Origin of the sequence: Achromobacter sp. GbtcB20 (assembly GCF_019091095.1) — a bacterium.
GTDB lineage: Bacteria > Pseudomonadota > Gammaproteobacteria > Burkholderiales > Burkholderiaceae_B > Achromobacter > Achromobacter mucicolens.
Map to the genome: position 1 here is coordinate 89177 of NZ_JAGXJZ010000009.1, position 16176 is coordinate 105352.

Below are 16176 nucleotides of genomic sequence, written 5' to 3' on the forward strand. Positions count from 1 at the left end.
GCTGGCTGAGCGGGTGGCGGCGGCGGAGTCATGCCGCCTAGGATATCACCGGCACCCTAGGGTTATCACTTGTAAAAAGCGTGGTATCCCCAGAATACGGCGATCACCAATACGACCAGCATCCAGGACCAGCGGGAATTGGACAGGCCCCGCGGTTCGGGTTCGGGCGGCGGTGGCGGGGGCGCCAGACGCGGCTGGGCCGCCATGTGGTCGATGAAGGCAGTGAAGAACTTGTCGACGATTTTCTCGGCGGCCTTCAGGAGCACGCCTTCCCCGCACTCGCCCAGCTTGCCGCCTGCCATGCCGGCAACGGTGTAGGCCACGCGGGTGCCCTCGTCCTTGGCGGTCAGGTTGACCTGCGCCGTGCCGATCGCCAGGCAGGCGGCTCGCCCCTTGCCTTCGAACACCAGCGTGCAGCTGTTCGGGGCGTTGACATCGGAGAGCAGGATCTCACCGTCGTAGTCGGTGTCGATACCGGCGATCTTGGCGCGCAGCGTGACCGCGTACTCGGTCGGGCTGCGCATCGCGACTTCCACACACCCCGGAATGCACTTCTGTAACACTCGCGGGTCGGTCAGCGCATCCCAGGTCTGGTGCTGCGTCGAAGGAATCCATTGGGCATCGGCAATGCGCATGGCTGTCTCCCTGTTCCAACAGTGTTGTGAATCCATTGTGGACCGGTCTGGAGAAAATAGCCACGAGACGGCGGCACCGCCAGGTCTTAGTAATAGTGAGACGTACTATTGTTTGTAGATCTGAATGAGTAATACCGTCGGAAAATCCGCTTCGGCCTGCGTTTTCAGCATGTTATGATGTTCAGTTGCACTAAAACTTAGTATGCGCACCTTGCGCCCTGAGGTTTCGTCCGTTCATTTTGAATAATTTGCAAAACCAATGTTGCGAATAATTTGCTGGTTGTAATTTGGACGCCCGGGCTTTAAAGCGATAGGTCGGCAGCATATTACGGCGCTTTTTTCCTGATGAATCAGCCTCTGAATGGCCGCTCCCGGGTTTTGGCGGCGTCAGTAATGCAATTATTTCCAATAACTTTATGTCCGCCTCGGATTTCGTAAGAAGCGGGACGGTCAAGTGGGATAGGTAGTGTGAATCCTCATCAGGCACAGCGTGTATCTCCGGCTGCGATGTTCGACAGCATCTGGAGCAATCGAAAGCTCGCGGTTCAAATGTGCAAGCGGGAAGTCCTGGGCCGCTATCGCGGCTCGATCTTCGGGCTGGCGTGGTCTTTTTTCACGCCGCTGCTCATGCTGACGGTATACACGTTTTTCTTTACCGTAGTGTTTAAGGCGCGCTGGGGCGTCAGCCAGGACGCCAGCCACGCGAATTTCGCGGTCGTGCTGTTCGTCGGGTTGATCGTTCACGGGCTGTTTTCCGAGTGCATCAGCCGCGCGCCAGGCCTCATCCACAGCAACGTGACCTACGTGAAAAAGGTCGTCTTCCCCTTGGAGATCTTTCCGTGGGTGGCGATGGGCGCCGCGCTCTTTCATGCGGCGATCAGCGTGTGCGTGCTCTTGATTGCTCAATTGGTGCTCAGCGGCTCCATCAGCTGGACGGCGATATTTTTCCCGGTCGTGCTGATGCCGCTGCTGATGGTGACCATGGGATTTGCCTGGTTCCTGTCGGCAACGGGCGTTTATGTTCGCGACATCGGCCAGACGATCGGCCTGTTGATGTCGGTGCTGCTGTTCGTCTCTCCCGTTTTCTATCCGATTTCAAATCTGCCGCCCAAGGTGCAGATGGTTGTGATGCTCAATCCCCTTACCTTGATTATTGAAGAATCCCGCAAGGTGCTGCTTTACGGCGAATTGCCGAATTGGGGCGCGCTTGGTATTTACGCAGCCATCAGCATGGTGATTGCATGGGCAGGTTTTTGGTGGTTCCAGAAGGCGCGCAAGGGGTTTGCTGATGTCCTCTGATGGCAATGTCATTCGCGTAGATCGCCTGAGCAAGTGTTATCAGATCTACGATCGGCCGCATGACCGGCTGAAGCAGTTTGTCGCGCCCCGTCTGCGCAGCATGCTTGGCCGGCCGCCGGTCAACTATTTCCGCGAATTCTGGGCGTTGCGCGACGTGTCCTTCAATGTGGGCCGCGGCGAGACCGTGGGCATCATTGGCCGCAATGGCTCGGGCAAGTCCACCCTGCTGCAGATGATCTGCGGCACGCTGATGCCGACCTCGGGCACCGTGGAGACGCAAGGCCGCGTCGCCGCTCTGCTGGAACTGGGCGCGGGATTCAACCCCGAGTTCACCGGGCGCGAAAATGTGTTTCTGAATGCGATGGTTTTGGGGTTGAGTCAGCCCGAAATCGAGGCGCGTTTTGATGAGATTGCGGCATTTGCCGATATTGGCCAGTTTATCGAGCAGCCGGTCAAACATTATTCCAGCGGCATGTACGCCCGCCTGGCTTTCGCTGTGGCGATCAACGTGGACCCGGATATCCTCGTCGTTGACGAGGCACTGGCCGTTGGTGACGAACCCTTCCAGCGCAAATGTTTTGCGCGAATCGACGCGATCAAGAATCGCGGCGCTACGATCCTGTTCGTTTCGCATTCGGGCGCGGCCATTATCAATCTGTGCGACCGCGCGGTGCTGCTCAATGCAGGCGAACGCCTGTTCACCGGTATTCCGAAGCGGGCCGTTTATTTTGGCCAGAAGCTCGGCAACACCACCAGCGATAAAGCCGTCGAGCTGATCGCGGAAATCCGCCGGATCGACGCCGAGGACGAGAGCGCGGCCAGTCTGGCCGAGCCGGCGGCCGGCGAAGCCAAGCCGGCCGCTGCCGCCGATTCGGTCCCGTCGGGCGGCCTGGAGCCGTTCTTCGATGCGAGCTTCGTGCCGGATACGCTGTCCTACGACGAAGTGGGCGCCAAGCTGTCCGCGCCCATGCTTCAGACATTGGGCGGTGCGCAGGTCAATCACATTCTTCGCGGCCATCGTTACAAGCTCAAGTGCAGCGTGCAGTTCACCGAGGATTGCCCCGCGGTCCGGTTCTACGCGCTGATCCGCACCACGTCGGGTATCGATTTGGCGGGCTGCGCCCACCCCATCCTGGACGAACACGGCATCGACTTCACCGCCGGCACCTCGTTGGACCTGGAATTCGAGTTTGAATGCTCGCTGAACCCGGCAACGTATTTTTGCACCTTCGCCGCTCAGGGCGAGGACGGTTCATTGCATCATCGTATTGTCGACGCGATTGTGTTTCGCGTGATGGCTGACGAGCCGCGTCCAGCCACTGGCCTTTTCGACATCGGATTTCAACCCAGGATCTTGCTGGATGCCGTTTCCGAGTAATCGGCGACGCCTGGCAGGATAGAGAACTGAAATGCACAATCTTCCGACGGATTACAAAGAACACAAAGGAATGCTGTTTCCGGAGACGGACGGCAGTATTCCCGAATTCACGTACACCGATGGCGCCGACTTCGAACAGCAGATCGAGCGCATCATCGCCGACGCCAAGGATCGCTCGCTGTTTTCCCGCGAATTGGTGGGCGCCATCTGGGACTGGCGGTCCGCCTGCCACCTGTCGCCCGTGCGCGCCAACATCCTGCGCCCGCTCGAGAAGTTGTGCCGGGGCCGCGTGCTGGAACTGGGATCCGGGTGCGGCATCATCACGCGGTATCTGGGCGAGCTGGGCGGCGATGTCGTGGCCCTGGAGGCCTCGGCTCACCGCGCCTCGATCACGCGCCAGCGCACGGCCGACTTGAACAATGTCACCGTCGTCTGCGACCGCATCGAAGATTTCAACGCCGAAAAGAAATTCGACGTCGTGACGATGATCGGCGTATTGCAGTACGCCCGGCTTTTTTCCCATTGCGGCGACCGCGCCGAACTGGACCTGCTGGCCAATGCTGCGCGCCAGCTCAATGACGACGGCGTTCTGGTCATCGCCATCCAGAACAAGCTGGGTCTGAAGTATTTCTCGGGCTTTCCCGAGCCGAACGTGGACGTGCCCTACTACGGCGTGGAGGGGCAATACGGGCCCGAGACCATCATCCGTTTCGGGCTGGATGAGCTCAAGGGCATCCTGGGTTCCGTCGGACTGAGCGCGCAGGAAGTGTATTTCCCGCTGCCGGACTATCACATGCCGGTGTCGCTCCTGACCTCGAAGGGGCTGGATCCGAAGGGCCAGTTTGCCGCCCGTCCGCTGTTGACCGGCACGGTCGGCCGCGACCGCGCCCGGCCCGACTGGATCGTGCCGGCTTTCTCGCTGGAGCAGGCCTGGGCCTCGATCCACGAAAACGGCCTGGCTGAAGACCTGGCGAACTCGTTTCTGATCATTGCCGGCAAGTCGGAGCGGGCCGTGGCCGCGCTGCGCGAAGCGCAGGATCTTGCCTGGCACTATAGCGTCGAGCGCCACCCGGCGTTTGCCACCGCGAAGCGCTTCTACCTGGACGGCGGCGAAGTCCGCACGGCGCGGGACCGCGTGACGCAGGAAGCCGCGCCGGCGTTGCCGGTCAGCCATTCGATCGACGATGGCCCGTATCTGAAGGGCAATCTCTGGTGGCTGGGCCTGGTAAAGGTGCTGAACACGCCGGGCTGGTCGGCGATGGACGTGTGCAACTGGGCGCGGCCCTGGATCGACGCGATCTGCCGCGAGGCGGATCTGGGCCCGGCGGTGTCGCTGTCGCTGGACAAGTCGGTGCCCGGCGCTCTGTTCGACTGGACCCCCTTGAACTGCATGGAAGTCGCGCCCGGCGAGCTGGCCTTCTTCGACAAGGAATGGAAGCTCGAATCGGACCTGACGCTGTCCTACGTGATCCTGCGTGGCCTGTTCGGCAGTCTGGCCAGCGTTTCCAGCTGCGCCCAGCCCGCCGAAGGCACGCCGCTGGAAATCCTGGAGCTGTTGCGTGAATCGCTGCGGATGCAGAGCATCGGCATCACCGATGATCACGTCGAGAAGTACATCGCACAAGAATCCAGCGTGCAGCACTGGATCAACGGCGGCGTTGAAGGCCGCATCGGCGCGCCTTGGGTTACCTACGTCAAGTCCGCCAAGCTGGTGGTGCGCATCGACGGCCGGCACATGCGCGCGCTGCTCGAGGACGCCAAGGCGCATGACGCGAACCAGCAGGCGGTGATCCAGACGCAGGCCGCGGAGATCGCTGCCATGCGCACGACGCTGGAACAGTATCAAAGCAGGGCGCTTGCGGAAGCCGGCTCCCGGTGGCGGCGTGCGTTCCGGGCGTTGTTTGGACGGTCCGCCTGAGCCTTACGCGGTTTTTGGGGCGACGACAGTAGCGCATGGTTGCGTTGTCGCTATTACAAGAGTGAATGAAATCCCATGTAGCGCCAGGCGGAGGGGAAACCATGAAAAACGTGCATGGTCAGCGTTCGCAACAGGCCTGGTTCGACATAAGAGGATTGGCGGGCACACGATGAGAGTTTTGCAAGTTAACGGATACCAGTCGCCGGGACGCCGCTTCAATGGGCTGTCCCTGAAGCCTCATCTCGAGGCGCTTGGTGTTTCCTCCAAGCATTTCGTGTGGGAGCAGGACCGGCAGGAAGAGGGCGTCGTGAGCCTGCACGGCAAGCTGCTGCGCAAGGTCAACCGGTTCACGCGAGGCGTCGAGAAAGTGCTGTCGCTGCAATCGCAGCTGTATTCGAACGGCATGCACATGCGCCGCATGGAGGCGTTCCGCGAAGCGGACCTGGTTCACTATCACATCATCCATTCGGGTTTTCTGAGCATGCAGTCGCTGCCGGCGATGACCGCCGAGAAGCCCTCGCTGTGGACGCTGCACGATCCGTGGGCGATGACCGGCCATTGCATTCACCCTTTTTCGTGCCAGCGATGGAAGACGGGCTGCGGCCAATGCCCCGATCTGAAGACCGATTTTGCGATCCAGCGCGACACGACAGCGCTGAACTTCCGGCTCAAGCGGATGGCCTACCGGCGCTCGAACTTCGAGATCCTGGTGGCCTCGAGCTGGATGGAGAACATGGTCCGGCAGTCGCCCCTGATGGACGGCGTGCCCGTTCATAAGGTGCCGTTTGGCCTGGACCTGGATTTCTTCAGACCCGGTGACCAGGCAGCGGCCAAGGCCCGCCTGGGCATCGAGCCGCATCGGCTGGTGCTGTGCTTCCGGTCCGTGGTCAACGACTTCAAGGGCCTGCAGTATGTGATCGAGGCGCTGGACCGCTTGCAGACGCAGGTGCCCATCTGCCTCTTGACGCTCAACGACAAGGGTCGGATCGAGAAGTTCAAGGACAGGTTTCAGGTCGTCGAACTAGGCTGGACGAATGACGATAGCGTGATGCAGGACGTCTACAGTGCGACTGACCTGTTCCTCATGCCGTCGCTGGCCGATTCGTTTGGGTTGATGGCGGTCGAGGCGATGGCTTGCGGCAAGCCCACCATCTGCTTCGAAGGGACCGCCTTGCCCGAGGTCGTGTTCACGCCGGAGGCGGGGCTGGCGGTGCCGTCCCGCGATTCGGCCGCGCTGGCGGCGGCGATGGAGCGGCTGATCGGCGATCCGCAGGAGCGGCTGGCACGAGGCGCAAGATCGCGCCAGCTGGCCGAGCAGCACTATGACATACGCTTGCAGGCCGAGCGTATGGTGGACGTTTACGAACGTGTGATCCACGGAAGGCAGTCGGGAAAATGACAACGGCGGATACGTTGACCACCAGGATTGCGGATCCGAAGTCCGAGGCGGTGCCTGGCAAACAGAGAGCGGCCTGGGCGGACCTGTGCCGGGTGGTGGCCATCTATGGCGTGATCCTGATTCACTCCTGCGGCGCGGCGTTCTACGCCTTCGGCAAGAGTCCGTTGCCCGACTGGCTGTCGGCCAACGCGCTGGATTCCGCCGTGCGCGTGGCGGTGCCGCTGTTCGTGATGATTTCGGGCGCGATGCTGCTGCGCCCGGGAATGCAGGTGGTCTCGACCGGCAACATCCTGCGCCGGGTGCTGAAGGTGTTCATCCCGCTGGTCTTCTGGAGCGCCGCGTTCCTGTACCGCAACGGTGCGCTGGGCAGTTACGGCGCGGGCCTGCTCGCGATGTTTTCCGAGCCGGTGATGTACCACCTGTGGTTCGTCTACATGATCGTCGGGCTGTATGTCCTGCTGCCTTTCCTGCAGGCGATCTACGAAGTGCTGCGCAGCCGGCCGGCGCTGAGCGTCTATTTCTTCGTGATCTGGTTTGCTGTCACCAGCGTGCCGCAGTATTGGCCGCTGCCGGTCCTGCGGATCATGCAGCTCACCAGCTTTCTTGGGTATGGCGGCTTGTTCATCCTGGGCGGCCTCTTGGCCGGCGTTGACCGCAAGGCCATCCCGCGGTGGGCGTGCATTGCCGTCTATGCCATCTGCTCGGCGATCACGTTCTATTTGACGTGGCGCTTCAGCGAAAAGGCCGGCGTGCCGGTCGAACGCGCCTACGTCTATTTCACGCCTAACGTGGTCATTGCGTCGATCGCGGCGTTTCTGGCGTTCGTGACGGTAGATCTGTCGGCCCGGTCCGCGGCGATTGCGAAATGGCTGAGCGACCGCGCCTTCATCATCTTTTTCGTGCATGTGGTGGTGCTGGAGCATGTTCGCTTCAGCAGCGCGATCCGCATTGCGACGGAGCACCTGCCTGCCGGGCTCGTGATCCTGTTGATTTCCCTCAGCACGTTTTTGATCTGCGGCGTTATCGCGGCCGCGATTCGCCTGATTCCGGGAGCCAGCCGTGTTGCCGGATAACGATTCGACCACCATGGACCATCCGAACGCGCGCAAGGGCAGGATTCTGCTGTTCAGCTACGCCTTCCCGCCCATGCAGGTGCAGATGACGGCAGCGGTCTACAAGCCCATGGCCGCGCTTGCCCGGTCCGGATACGACGTCGACGTCGTGTGCGCGGACTCCTTCTGCGCGGAATTGCCGCTGGACCACAGCCTGCTGCCGTTCGCCGAGAAGACGTTCGGCCGGATCGACCGGCTGCGGCCCGCGAAGAACCTGATGAGCCTCGTGCGGTCCTCCATCCGCAAGCTTGATCGCGTGCCGGACCTGATGACCGTGCTGCGCGAATCCGCGTACAGCAAGCTCATGGACATGGATCTCAGCCAGTACGACGCCGTGATGACCTGGTCGCCGTTTCATTCGGTCAACGCCGTGATGACGCGCGTGAAGAAGGCGCGGCGCAACGTGAAGTGGCTGGCACAGTTCAGCGACCCCTGGGCGGGCAATCCGCTTGAGGTCAGCCGGCTGACCAAGCTGTGGAACGCCCGGCACGAGCCGCGCGCGGTGGCGGCGGCCGATTTCATCGTGCACAGCTCGCGGTATTCCCTGGATCTGATGATGCAGGGGCAGCCCGAATCCGTGCGCCGCCGCACCGATGTGATTCCCCATGCCTTCGATGAAGCCCTCTTTCCGCAGCGGCCGAAAGCAAGGAACGATCGCATCGTCATGCGTTATGTAGGCGTGCTGTACGGCCGCCGCTCGCCCGAACCGTTGTTCCAGGCACTGGGGCGCCTGTTTCAGCGGCGGCCGGACCTGCGCGGCGTGCTCTGCCTCGAGCTGATCGGCCTGGTGCCGCCCGAGATGCTTGCCACCGAGGCCGCCATGAGTCTGCCGGAGGGCACCGTGCGCGCCGTCGGCAACGTATCGTTCGTCGAATCGCTGGAGCAGATGTACGACGCGGACATTCTGCTGCTGATCGAAGCCAATGTGCGCCAGAACCTGTTCCTGCCCAGCAAGCTGTCCGACTACATCGGCGCGGATACGCCCATCGTGGGCCTGACGCCGCCGGGCGGTTCCGAGGACGCAATGAAGCACCTTGGCTGCTGGCACGCCCGCCCGTCCGAGGTCGAGGATATCGAGAAGGCGGTTGAAGGCGCCGTGGACCACGTGCTGCGCAAGGACGGGTCCGATTGGTGCAATCAGGCCTACCGCGATACATTCAGCGGCAATCGGATCGCGCAGCGCTTTGGCAAGATCCTGGAGGGGCTCTGACGCTGGCTTGCCCGCAGGCAACGCCAGTTCCCGCATACCCATGCCCATAAGCTACTAATCAAAATGGCTGTAGAAGTCGTCTTATACGCACCCAACGTGCATACCGGCGGCGGCCTTGTGCTGCTGCAGGCGCTTTTGGGCGCCTGGCCGGCCGGTTCGCCGCTGCGTCTTTTTCTGGACGCCCGCAACGAACCGCGGGTGCAGATCCCTGAGGGCGCTGCCGTGCATTGGGTAGCGCCGACGGCGCTTGCCCGCCTGAAGGGAGAATTCGCGGCGCGCCGGGCCGCGGGACCCGACGACATCCTTTTCTGCTTTCATGGCCTGCCGCCGGTGCTGCCTTCACGCGCTCGCGTCGTCGTGTTCCTGCAGAACCGGAATTATCTGCGCGGCGTACGGCTGTCGCAGTTTCCGCTGCCCACGCGGCTGCGCCTGATCTTCGAGCGGACAATCGGGCGGTGTTTCCGCCATCGGGTTTCGGAATACGTGGTTCAGACGCCGACCATGCGCCGCGAGGTGCTGGATTGGCTTGGTGCCGCCGAGCGGGTGCCGCCCGTCAGGATCGCGCCTTTCGTGGCCGACATCACCGTGGGCGATCCCGCAGTGCAGGCAGAGCGGACCCGCCAGTGGGATTTTGTCTATGTGGCCGACGGCGTGGCGCACAAGAATCATCGGCGCCTCCTCGAAGCTTGGCGGCTGCTGGCCGAGGACGGTTTGCGTCCGTCGCTTGTTTTGACCCTGGGCCCTCGGGACAAGGTCTTGGCGCAGGAACTTCTGGCCGTGGCGGACCGCCACGGGCTGCGGGTCGAGAATCGGGGCGAGCTGACGCGTGAAGGCGTGGCGGCGCTGTATGCGCAGGCGGGCGCGCTGGTGTTCCCGTCGTTCGGCGAATCGTTTGGCCTGCCGTTGATCGAGGCCGCCAATGCCGGCCTGCCGATCGTGGCGTCCGAGCTCGATTATGTGCGCGACGTGTGCGTGCCCGTCCAGACGTTCGATCCGGGCTCGGCCACGTCGATTGCAAGGGCGGTGCGCCGCCAGCTCGCCGTGCCTAGCCCAATTGTGGCGCCCGACACGCCTGCCCAGTTCTGGGCCCGGCTCCGCGACTCCTCAGCAGCGAGCGCCTCGTGAGAATCCTGATCGTCAGCCAGTATTTCTGGCCGGAGCAGTTCTTCATCAACGACTTCGTGCGCGCATTGACGGCGCAGGGGCATGTGGTCGAGGTGCTGACCGGCAAGCCCAACTATCCGGACGGCAAGATCTTCGACGGCTATACCGAAGCGGGTTGCACGAGCGAGCAGTGGGATGACGGCACCGTGATTCATCGGGTGCCGCTGCGCACGCGGCGCGCGGGCGGTGGCAAGAATCTGGTCCTCAATTACCTGTCGTTTGTCGTAAACGGGCTGCGCCATGGTTACCGGGCTGTCGGGCACAAGGATTTCGATGTCGTCCTGGCGGTGGCATTTTCGCCGATCACGTCGGTAATCCCCGCTATTTACCTCAAATGGCGCAAGAGGCTGCCGCTGGCGATCTGGGTTCAGGATCTCTGGCCGGAAAGCCTGAGCGCGACCGGCTTCGTGCGAAACCGCACGATTCTTGCCGGCGTGGGCATGATGGTGCGCGCGATATATGGGGCCGCATCGCTGCTGCTCGTGCAGTCCAAGGCATTCCGCGAGCCCGTTGCACGCCTGGCTTCTGACCGCAAGATCGTCTACTACCCCAATTCAAGTCCCGATCCGCGCGCAACGCCACTGAAGCCTTGCACGTTGCCGGCCTCCCTGCTGGCAACGCTGGAGAATAATTTTTGCGTCGTCTTTGCAGGTAACCTTGGGACTGCCCAATCGCTGCATACAATCCTTGCCGCCGCGCGCAAGCTCAAAGGGCGCAACGATTCCAGAATCGTGCTGGTGGGCAGCGGCAGCATGCTGGGGCGAATCCGAGACGAGGTGGAGCGAGAAGGCTTATCCAATGTCGTGCTTGCCGGGCGCTTTCCCAATGATCAGATGCCGCATATCTTTGACAGGGCGGCGGGGTTGCTGGTCACTTTAAATAGGGACGCGATCCTGGCGCAGACGATTCCCAGCAAGGTGCAGGCGTACTTGGCCGCGGGCCGACCGATCATCGGCGCGCTGGACGGGGCGGGCGCCGAGGTCATTCGTGATGCGGGCGCCGGACTGGTATGCGCCGCCGAGGACTCGGATGGTCTGGCCGATTGCATAGAACGCCTGCGCGCAATGAATGAGGGCGAGCGCGAGGCGCTTGCCGCCTCCGGCCGCCGGTTCTACCTTGAGCATTATGAGATAACCCGTCAGGTCGACCGATTAGTGAGTATTCTTTCTGAGAAACTCGAATTGAAAGAGAAGGCTTAGCATGAAAATTTTGGTTCTAGGGGTAACGGGCATGCTGGGTAGCGCGGTTTTTTCGCGCTTCAGCGACGATCCGGCATTCGAGACGTACGGGACGCTGCGCGGTGCGGCTGGCCTGCGCCATTTCGATGAGCGCCATCGCAATAATCTGCTGACCGGCGTCGACGTGCTGGATAATGATTCCCTCGTGACGGTAATGGCCCGGGTCAAGCCGGACGTGGTCATCAACTGTGTCGGTTTGATCAAGCAGCTTGCCGATGCCAAGGATCCCTTGGCGGCGCTGCCGGTGAACGCCATGCTGCCGCACCGGCTGTCGCGCCTGTGCGCGCTGGCGTCGGCCCGCCTGATCCACGTCAGCACCGACTGCGTGTTCGATGGCCGCAAAGGGATGTACCTGGAATCGGATCCCTCCGATGCCGAGGACCTTTACGGCAAGTCGAAGTACATTGGCGAGGTGACGTCCGACGTCAACGCCATCACCCTGCGCACGTCGATCATCGGTCACGAATTGGGCAGCAATGTGGCTCTGGTGGACTGGTTCCTGTCGCAACCGGGCCCCGTCAAGGGATTCACGCGCGCCGTGTTTTCCGGCCTGCCGACCACCGAGCTGGCGCGGGTGATGAAGGACTTCGTGATTCCCCACCCCGAGCTGCACGGCCTGTATCACTGCGCCGTTGCGCCGATCGACAAGTATTCGCTTCTGAAGCTCGTGGCGCAGGTGTATGGCAAGGACATCGACATCATTGCAGACGATCAATTGAAGATCGACCGGTCGCTGGATGCCACGCGCCTCTTGCAGGCGACGGGTTATGTGCCTCCCTCGTGGCCGGAATTGATTCGTGAAATGCACGCGCATCGCCTGGTTCCCTAACGGATTGAATGGTTAATTTATGTTCGACAATAAAGTTCTCATGATTACCGGCGGCACCGGGTCCTTTGGACATACGGTGCTCAAGCGTTTCCTTTCCACGGATGTGCGAGAGATCCGCGTCTTCAGCCGCGACGAAAAAAAACAAGAGGACATGCGCATTGCCTTGGCCGACGACAAGGTCAAGTTCCACATCGGTGACGTGCGCGATTACGACAGCATCGCCCAGGCGATGATCGGCGTGGACTATGTGTTTCACGCGGCCGCGCTCAAGCAGGTGCCGTCCTGCGAGTTCTATCCCATGGAAGCGGTCAAGACCAACGTGCTCGGCACGGAAAACGTCCTGAACGCGGCGATTGCAGCCGGCGTGCAACGCGTGGTCGTGCTGAGCACGGACAAGGCGGTGTACCCGATCAACGCCATGGGCATCTCCAAGGCAATGGCCGAGAAGCTGGTGGTGGCCAAGTCCCGCGTCGCCGTCAATAACGGTCCGGTGATCTGCGCGACGCGCTACGGCAACGTGATGGCCTCGCGCGGGTCGGTGATTCCGCTGTTCATCAGCCAGCTGAAGACGGGCGAACCGCTTACCGTCACCGATCCCAACATGACGCGCTTCCTGATGTCGCTCGAGGATTCGGTGGACCTGGTGCTGCATGCGTTCGAGCACGCCAAGCAAGGCGACATCTTTGTCCAGAAGGCGCCGGCTTCCACCGTCGCCGACCTGGCGGTTGCGCTCAAGGAACTGATTGGCGGTGACAGCCCGCTCAAGGTGATCGGCACGCGGCACGGTGAAAAGCTGTACGAGTCGCTGATCTCGCGCGAGGAAATGGCAAAGGCCGAAGACATGGGCCGCTATTACCGGATTCCCGCCGATAACCGGGATCTGAACTACAAGAAGTATTTCGTCGAAGGCGAAACCGAGATTTCCGAGTTGGACGATTACACGTCGCACAACACGGAGCGGCTGGATGTGGAAGGTGTGAAGAAGTTGCTGTTGAATCTGGAATACATCCGGGGGCAGATCGATGCTTAAGGTCATGACGCTGGTCGGCACGCGTCCGGAACTCATCAAGATGAGCCGCGTCATCGCGGAACTGGATGCGCAGGTCGATCATGTACTGGTGCATTCCGGCCAGAATTACGACTACGAACTGAACCAGGTGTTTTTCGACGACCTGCAGATTCGCAAGCCGGATTATTTTCTGGGCGCAGCGGGCGATACCGCGGCCAAGACGATCGGCGACGTCATCATCAAGTCCGACGAGATCTTCGAACAGGAAAAGCCGGACGCGCTGCTGCTGTACGGCGACACCAACACCTGCCTGGCGGTGATCGCCGCCAAGCGCCGCAAGATTCCGGTGTTCCACATGGAGGCGGGCAATCGCTGTTTCGATCAGCGCGTGCCCGAAGAGCTGAACCGCAAGGTGCTCGACCACCTGAGCGACATCAACATGGTCCTGACCGAGCATGCGCGCCGCTACCTGATCGCCGAAGGCATCCGTCCCGAGACGATCATCAAGACCGGTTCGCACATGCAGGAAGTGCTGGCGTACTACATGGACGACATCCAGAAGTCGGACGTGCTGGCGCGCGAAGGCCTGACTGAAGACAAGTTCTTCCTGGTCAGCGTGCACCGCGAAGAAAACGTGGACACGCCGCAGAACCTGCGCGATCTGCTCGACACGCTGCGCCACCTGGCCGACACGTACGAATACCCGATCATCGTGTCGACGCACCCGCGCACCCGCAAGCGCCTGGAGGCGTTGGGCGACGCGCTGGACCATCCGCTGATTCGCTTCGTCAAGCCGTTTGGTCTGCTTGACTACATCAAGCTGCAGATGGGCGCATTCTGCGTGCTGTCCGATAGCGGCACGATCACGGAAGAAGCGTCGCTGCTGAACCTGCCGGCCATCACCGTGCGCAATGCGCACGAGCGTCCCGAAGGCATGGACGAGGGCACGTTGATCATGAGCGGCCTGAAGGCCGAGCGGGTGGCCGACGCGGTTCGCGTGGTCACCAGCCAGCATCGCCGCGGCGAGCGCGTGATTCCCGTGGTCAAGGACTACGAAGGCGGCCCGGTCTCCAAGCAGGTCGTGCGCGTGGTATTGAGCTATACGGACTATGTGAACCGGACTGTGTGGTCGAAATCCTGAACCGTCACCTGACTGCTGAATCATGCCTACAGTGATTTTCTGGTGCATTCTGGCGGCGGCCCTGGGTCTGGCCTGGGTACTTACCGGCGCGCTGCGCCGGTATGCCCTGGCCAGCCGCAGGCTGCTTGACGTCCCGAACAGCCGTAGTTCGCATGTGGTCACCACCCCGCGTGGCGGCGGCGTGGCCTTTGTGCTGAGCTTTCTGCTCGGCCTGCCGGTGCTCGTCTGGCTGGGCCTGCTGCCCGCGGTGACCGCGGTGGCGTTGGGCGGAGCGGGCACGGCCGTGGCCATCATCGGATTTCTGGACGACCGCGGCCATGTCGCGGTCCGCTGGCGGCTGCTGGTGCATTTCGGCAGCGCGGCCTGGCTGATGGCCTGGTTTGGCGGGCTGCCCGCGGAAGCGCTGGGCCAGGCGTCCGCGTTCTGGGCGGCCGTGGCAAGCGTGCTGGGTGTTTTTGCACTGGTCTGGCTGCTCAACCTGTACAACTTCATGGATGGCATCGACGGCCTGGCTGCCTCGGAGGCGATCTGCGCGGCGGTCGGGGCAAGCGTGATCTACGTTCTGACCGGCCATGAAGGCGCCATTGTGGCGCCCCTGCTGCTGGCTGCGGCCGTGGCGGGTTTTCTGTTGTGGAATTTCCCGCCGGCGCGCATTTTCATGGGCGATGCCGGCAGCAGCTTTCTGGGAATCGTCCTGGGTGGCCTGGCGCTGCACGGCGCGTGGCAGCAACCGGCCTTGCTGTGGGCCTGGCTGATCCTGCTGGGCGTCTTTGCCGTGGATGCAACCTGGACGCTCTTGCGACGGCTTGGACGCGGCGAGCGCGTTTACTTGGCGCATCGCATGCACGCGTACCAGCACGCCACGCGACGCTTCGGCGCGCACAAGCCGGTTCTGCTGACGGTAATTGCGTTGAATGTGTTCTGGCTGTTCCCCATCGCGCTTTGCGTGGCGCGCGGCTGGCTGTCGCCGCTGGCAGGCGTGCCTTTGGCGTATGGCCCTTTGCTGGCGCTTGCGATAGGCTGCAAGGCGGGCGTGCCCGAGAACCCCGGTCACCATCCGCAGGCGTCATAAGACGGCACTGAGGCAACCTCAGTTATGTGTTTTTCCCGGTCCGCTTGCGTGGCGGCCGTATTGCTACACTTTCATTTCGAGTCTTGGATTGAGACCACGAAGACCAAACGCCCACAATGACGAGCGGCATGAGTTTCCGGCAGATGCCGCTCGTTTGGGGTGACAAAAAGGGACAACAAGAGACGATGGCGAGATCGCTAGTGATTATCGGGGCGGGCATGCACGGACGCGCGGTGGCCGAGGCCGCCGAGCTCAGCGGCCATTGGCAGGAAATCCTGTTTGTGGACGACCGCTGGCCCGCCTTGCAGGAGACCGCTGGCCGCAAGGTCGTGTCCAATCTGGCGGGCCTGAGCGGCTTGAGCGGCTTGGCGGCCGATCAAGCCCAAGCGATTGCGGCAGTTGGCAATAACGCGTTGCGCGCCGGCTGGGTCAAGGCCATCGAAGCCGCGGGCTTGCCCCTGGCGACGGTGATTCATCCGGCGGCCTGCGTCAGTCCCAGCGCCACCATCGAGGCAGGCACTGCCATTCTGGCGATGGCGATGGTGGGGGCGAGCGCCCATATTGGCACGGGGTCCATCCTGAACGCGCACAGCACCGCGGATCACGATACCCATCTGGAAAACTATGCGCACCTGGGCACCGGCGTGCATCTGGCCGGCGGCGTGAAAGTCGGCGCCGGCGCCTGGCTTCAGGCGGGCTGCTGCGCGGGCTATGGCGTGGTCGTTCCCCCGGACACGGTGTATCCCCCGGGAACCGCTCTGAGCCATTGATT

The 16176-nt window shown here is 62.2% G+C and carries 14 protein-coding genes; 13 read left to right on the forward strand and 1 reads right to left on the reverse strand.

The features are described from left to right. Positions 1-65: 65 nt before the first annotated feature. Entirely contained in the window at positions 66-635 is a 570-nt protein-coding gene (locus KVT32_RS13940) for a carbon monoxide dehydrogenase subunit G (RefSeq protein WP_152382967.1), read from the reverse strand. A gap of 507 nt (positions 636-1142) precedes the next feature. On the opposite strand from KVT32_RS13940, the gene KVT32_RS13945 reads away from it, so the two are divergent. From KVT32_RS13945 to KVT32_RS14005, 13 genes are all read left to right on the forward strand, one after another. After that, a complete protein-coding gene (locus KVT32_RS13945) occupies positions 1143-1934 on the forward strand; it encodes an ABC transporter permease (protein WP_056327174.1) in 792 nt (263 codons plus the stop codon). After that, positions 1924-3312, forward strand: coding sequence for an ABC transporter ATP-binding protein (locus tag KVT32_RS13950; protein ID WP_217618378.1), 1389 nt, complete (start codon positions 1924-1926; stop codon positions 3310-3312). Before KVT32_RS13945 ends, KVT32_RS13950 begins: the two co-directional genes overlap by 11 nt. 31 nt (positions 3313-3343) lie before the next feature. Further along, positions 3344-5230, forward strand: coding sequence for a bifunctional 2-polyprenyl-6-hydroxyphenol methylase/3-demethylubiquinol 3-O-methyltransferase UbiG (locus KVT32_RS13955; protein WP_142052280.1), 1887 nt, complete (start codon positions 3344-3346; stop codon positions 5228-5230). A gap of 754 nt (positions 5231-5984) precedes the next feature. Further along, positions 5985-6629: a glycosyltransferase gene (locus KVT32_RS32615; protein WP_371825586.1), complete on the forward strand. Its 645-nt coding sequence runs from the start codon at positions 5985-5987 to the stop codon at positions 6627-6629. 14 nt (positions 6630-6643) lie between these two features. Next, the gene (locus KVT32_RS13965; RefSeq protein WP_175235771.1) at positions 6644-7702 is read left to right on the forward strand and encodes an acyltransferase; all 1059 of its coding nucleotides are present in this window, start codon (positions 6644-6646) and stop codon (positions 7700-7702) included. Next, entirely contained in the window at positions 7689-8951 is a 1263-nt protein-coding gene (locus KVT32_RS13970) for a hypothetical protein (protein WP_217618380.1), read from the forward strand. The genes KVT32_RS13965 and KVT32_RS13970 overlap by 14 nt, the downstream gene beginning before the upstream one ends. Before the next feature lie 63 nt (positions 8952-9014). Next, the gene (locus KVT32_RS13975) at positions 9015-10076 is read left to right on the forward strand and encodes a glycosyltransferase (RefSeq protein WP_217618381.1); all 1062 of its coding nucleotides are present in this window, start codon (positions 9015-9017) and stop codon (positions 10074-10076) included. Further along, on the forward strand, positions 10073-11314 hold the full coding sequence (locus KVT32_RS13980) for a glycosyltransferase family 4 protein (protein WP_217618382.1): 1242 nt from the start codon (positions 10073-10075) through the stop codon (positions 11312-11314). Before KVT32_RS13975 ends, KVT32_RS13980 begins: the two co-directional genes overlap by 4 nt. A gap of 1 nt (position 11315) precedes the next feature. Beyond that, positions 11316-12182 (forward strand): SDR family oxidoreductase, encoded by an 867-nt coding sequence (locus KVT32_RS13985; protein WP_062838849.1) that lies wholly within the window; start codon positions 11316-11318, stop codon positions 12180-12182. Between the two features lie 19 nt (positions 12183-12201). Next, on the forward strand, positions 12202-13212 hold the full coding sequence (locus tag KVT32_RS13990) for a polysaccharide biosynthesis protein (protein ID WP_056327192.1): 1011 nt from the start codon (positions 12202-12204) through the stop codon (positions 13210-13212). Further along, positions 13205-14332 (forward strand): non-hydrolyzing UDP-N-acetylglucosamine 2-epimerase, encoded by a 1128-nt coding sequence (gene wecB / locus KVT32_RS13995; protein ID WP_056327194.1) that lies wholly within the window; start codon positions 13205-13207, stop codon positions 14330-14332. Before KVT32_RS13990 ends, wecB begins: the two co-directional genes overlap by 8 nt. Positions 14333-14354: 22 nt before the next feature. Beyond that, complete coding sequence (locus KVT32_RS14000) at positions 14355-15404, forward strand: glycosyltransferase family 4 protein (protein WP_056327195.1); 1050 nt, start codon at positions 14355-14357, stop codon at positions 15402-15404. 185 nt (positions 15405-15589) lie between these two features. Further along, a complete protein-coding gene (locus KVT32_RS14005; protein ID WP_217618383.1) occupies positions 15590-16174 on the forward strand; it encodes an acetyltransferase in 585 nt (194 codons plus the stop codon). Positions 16175-16176: the final 2 nt, after the last annotated feature.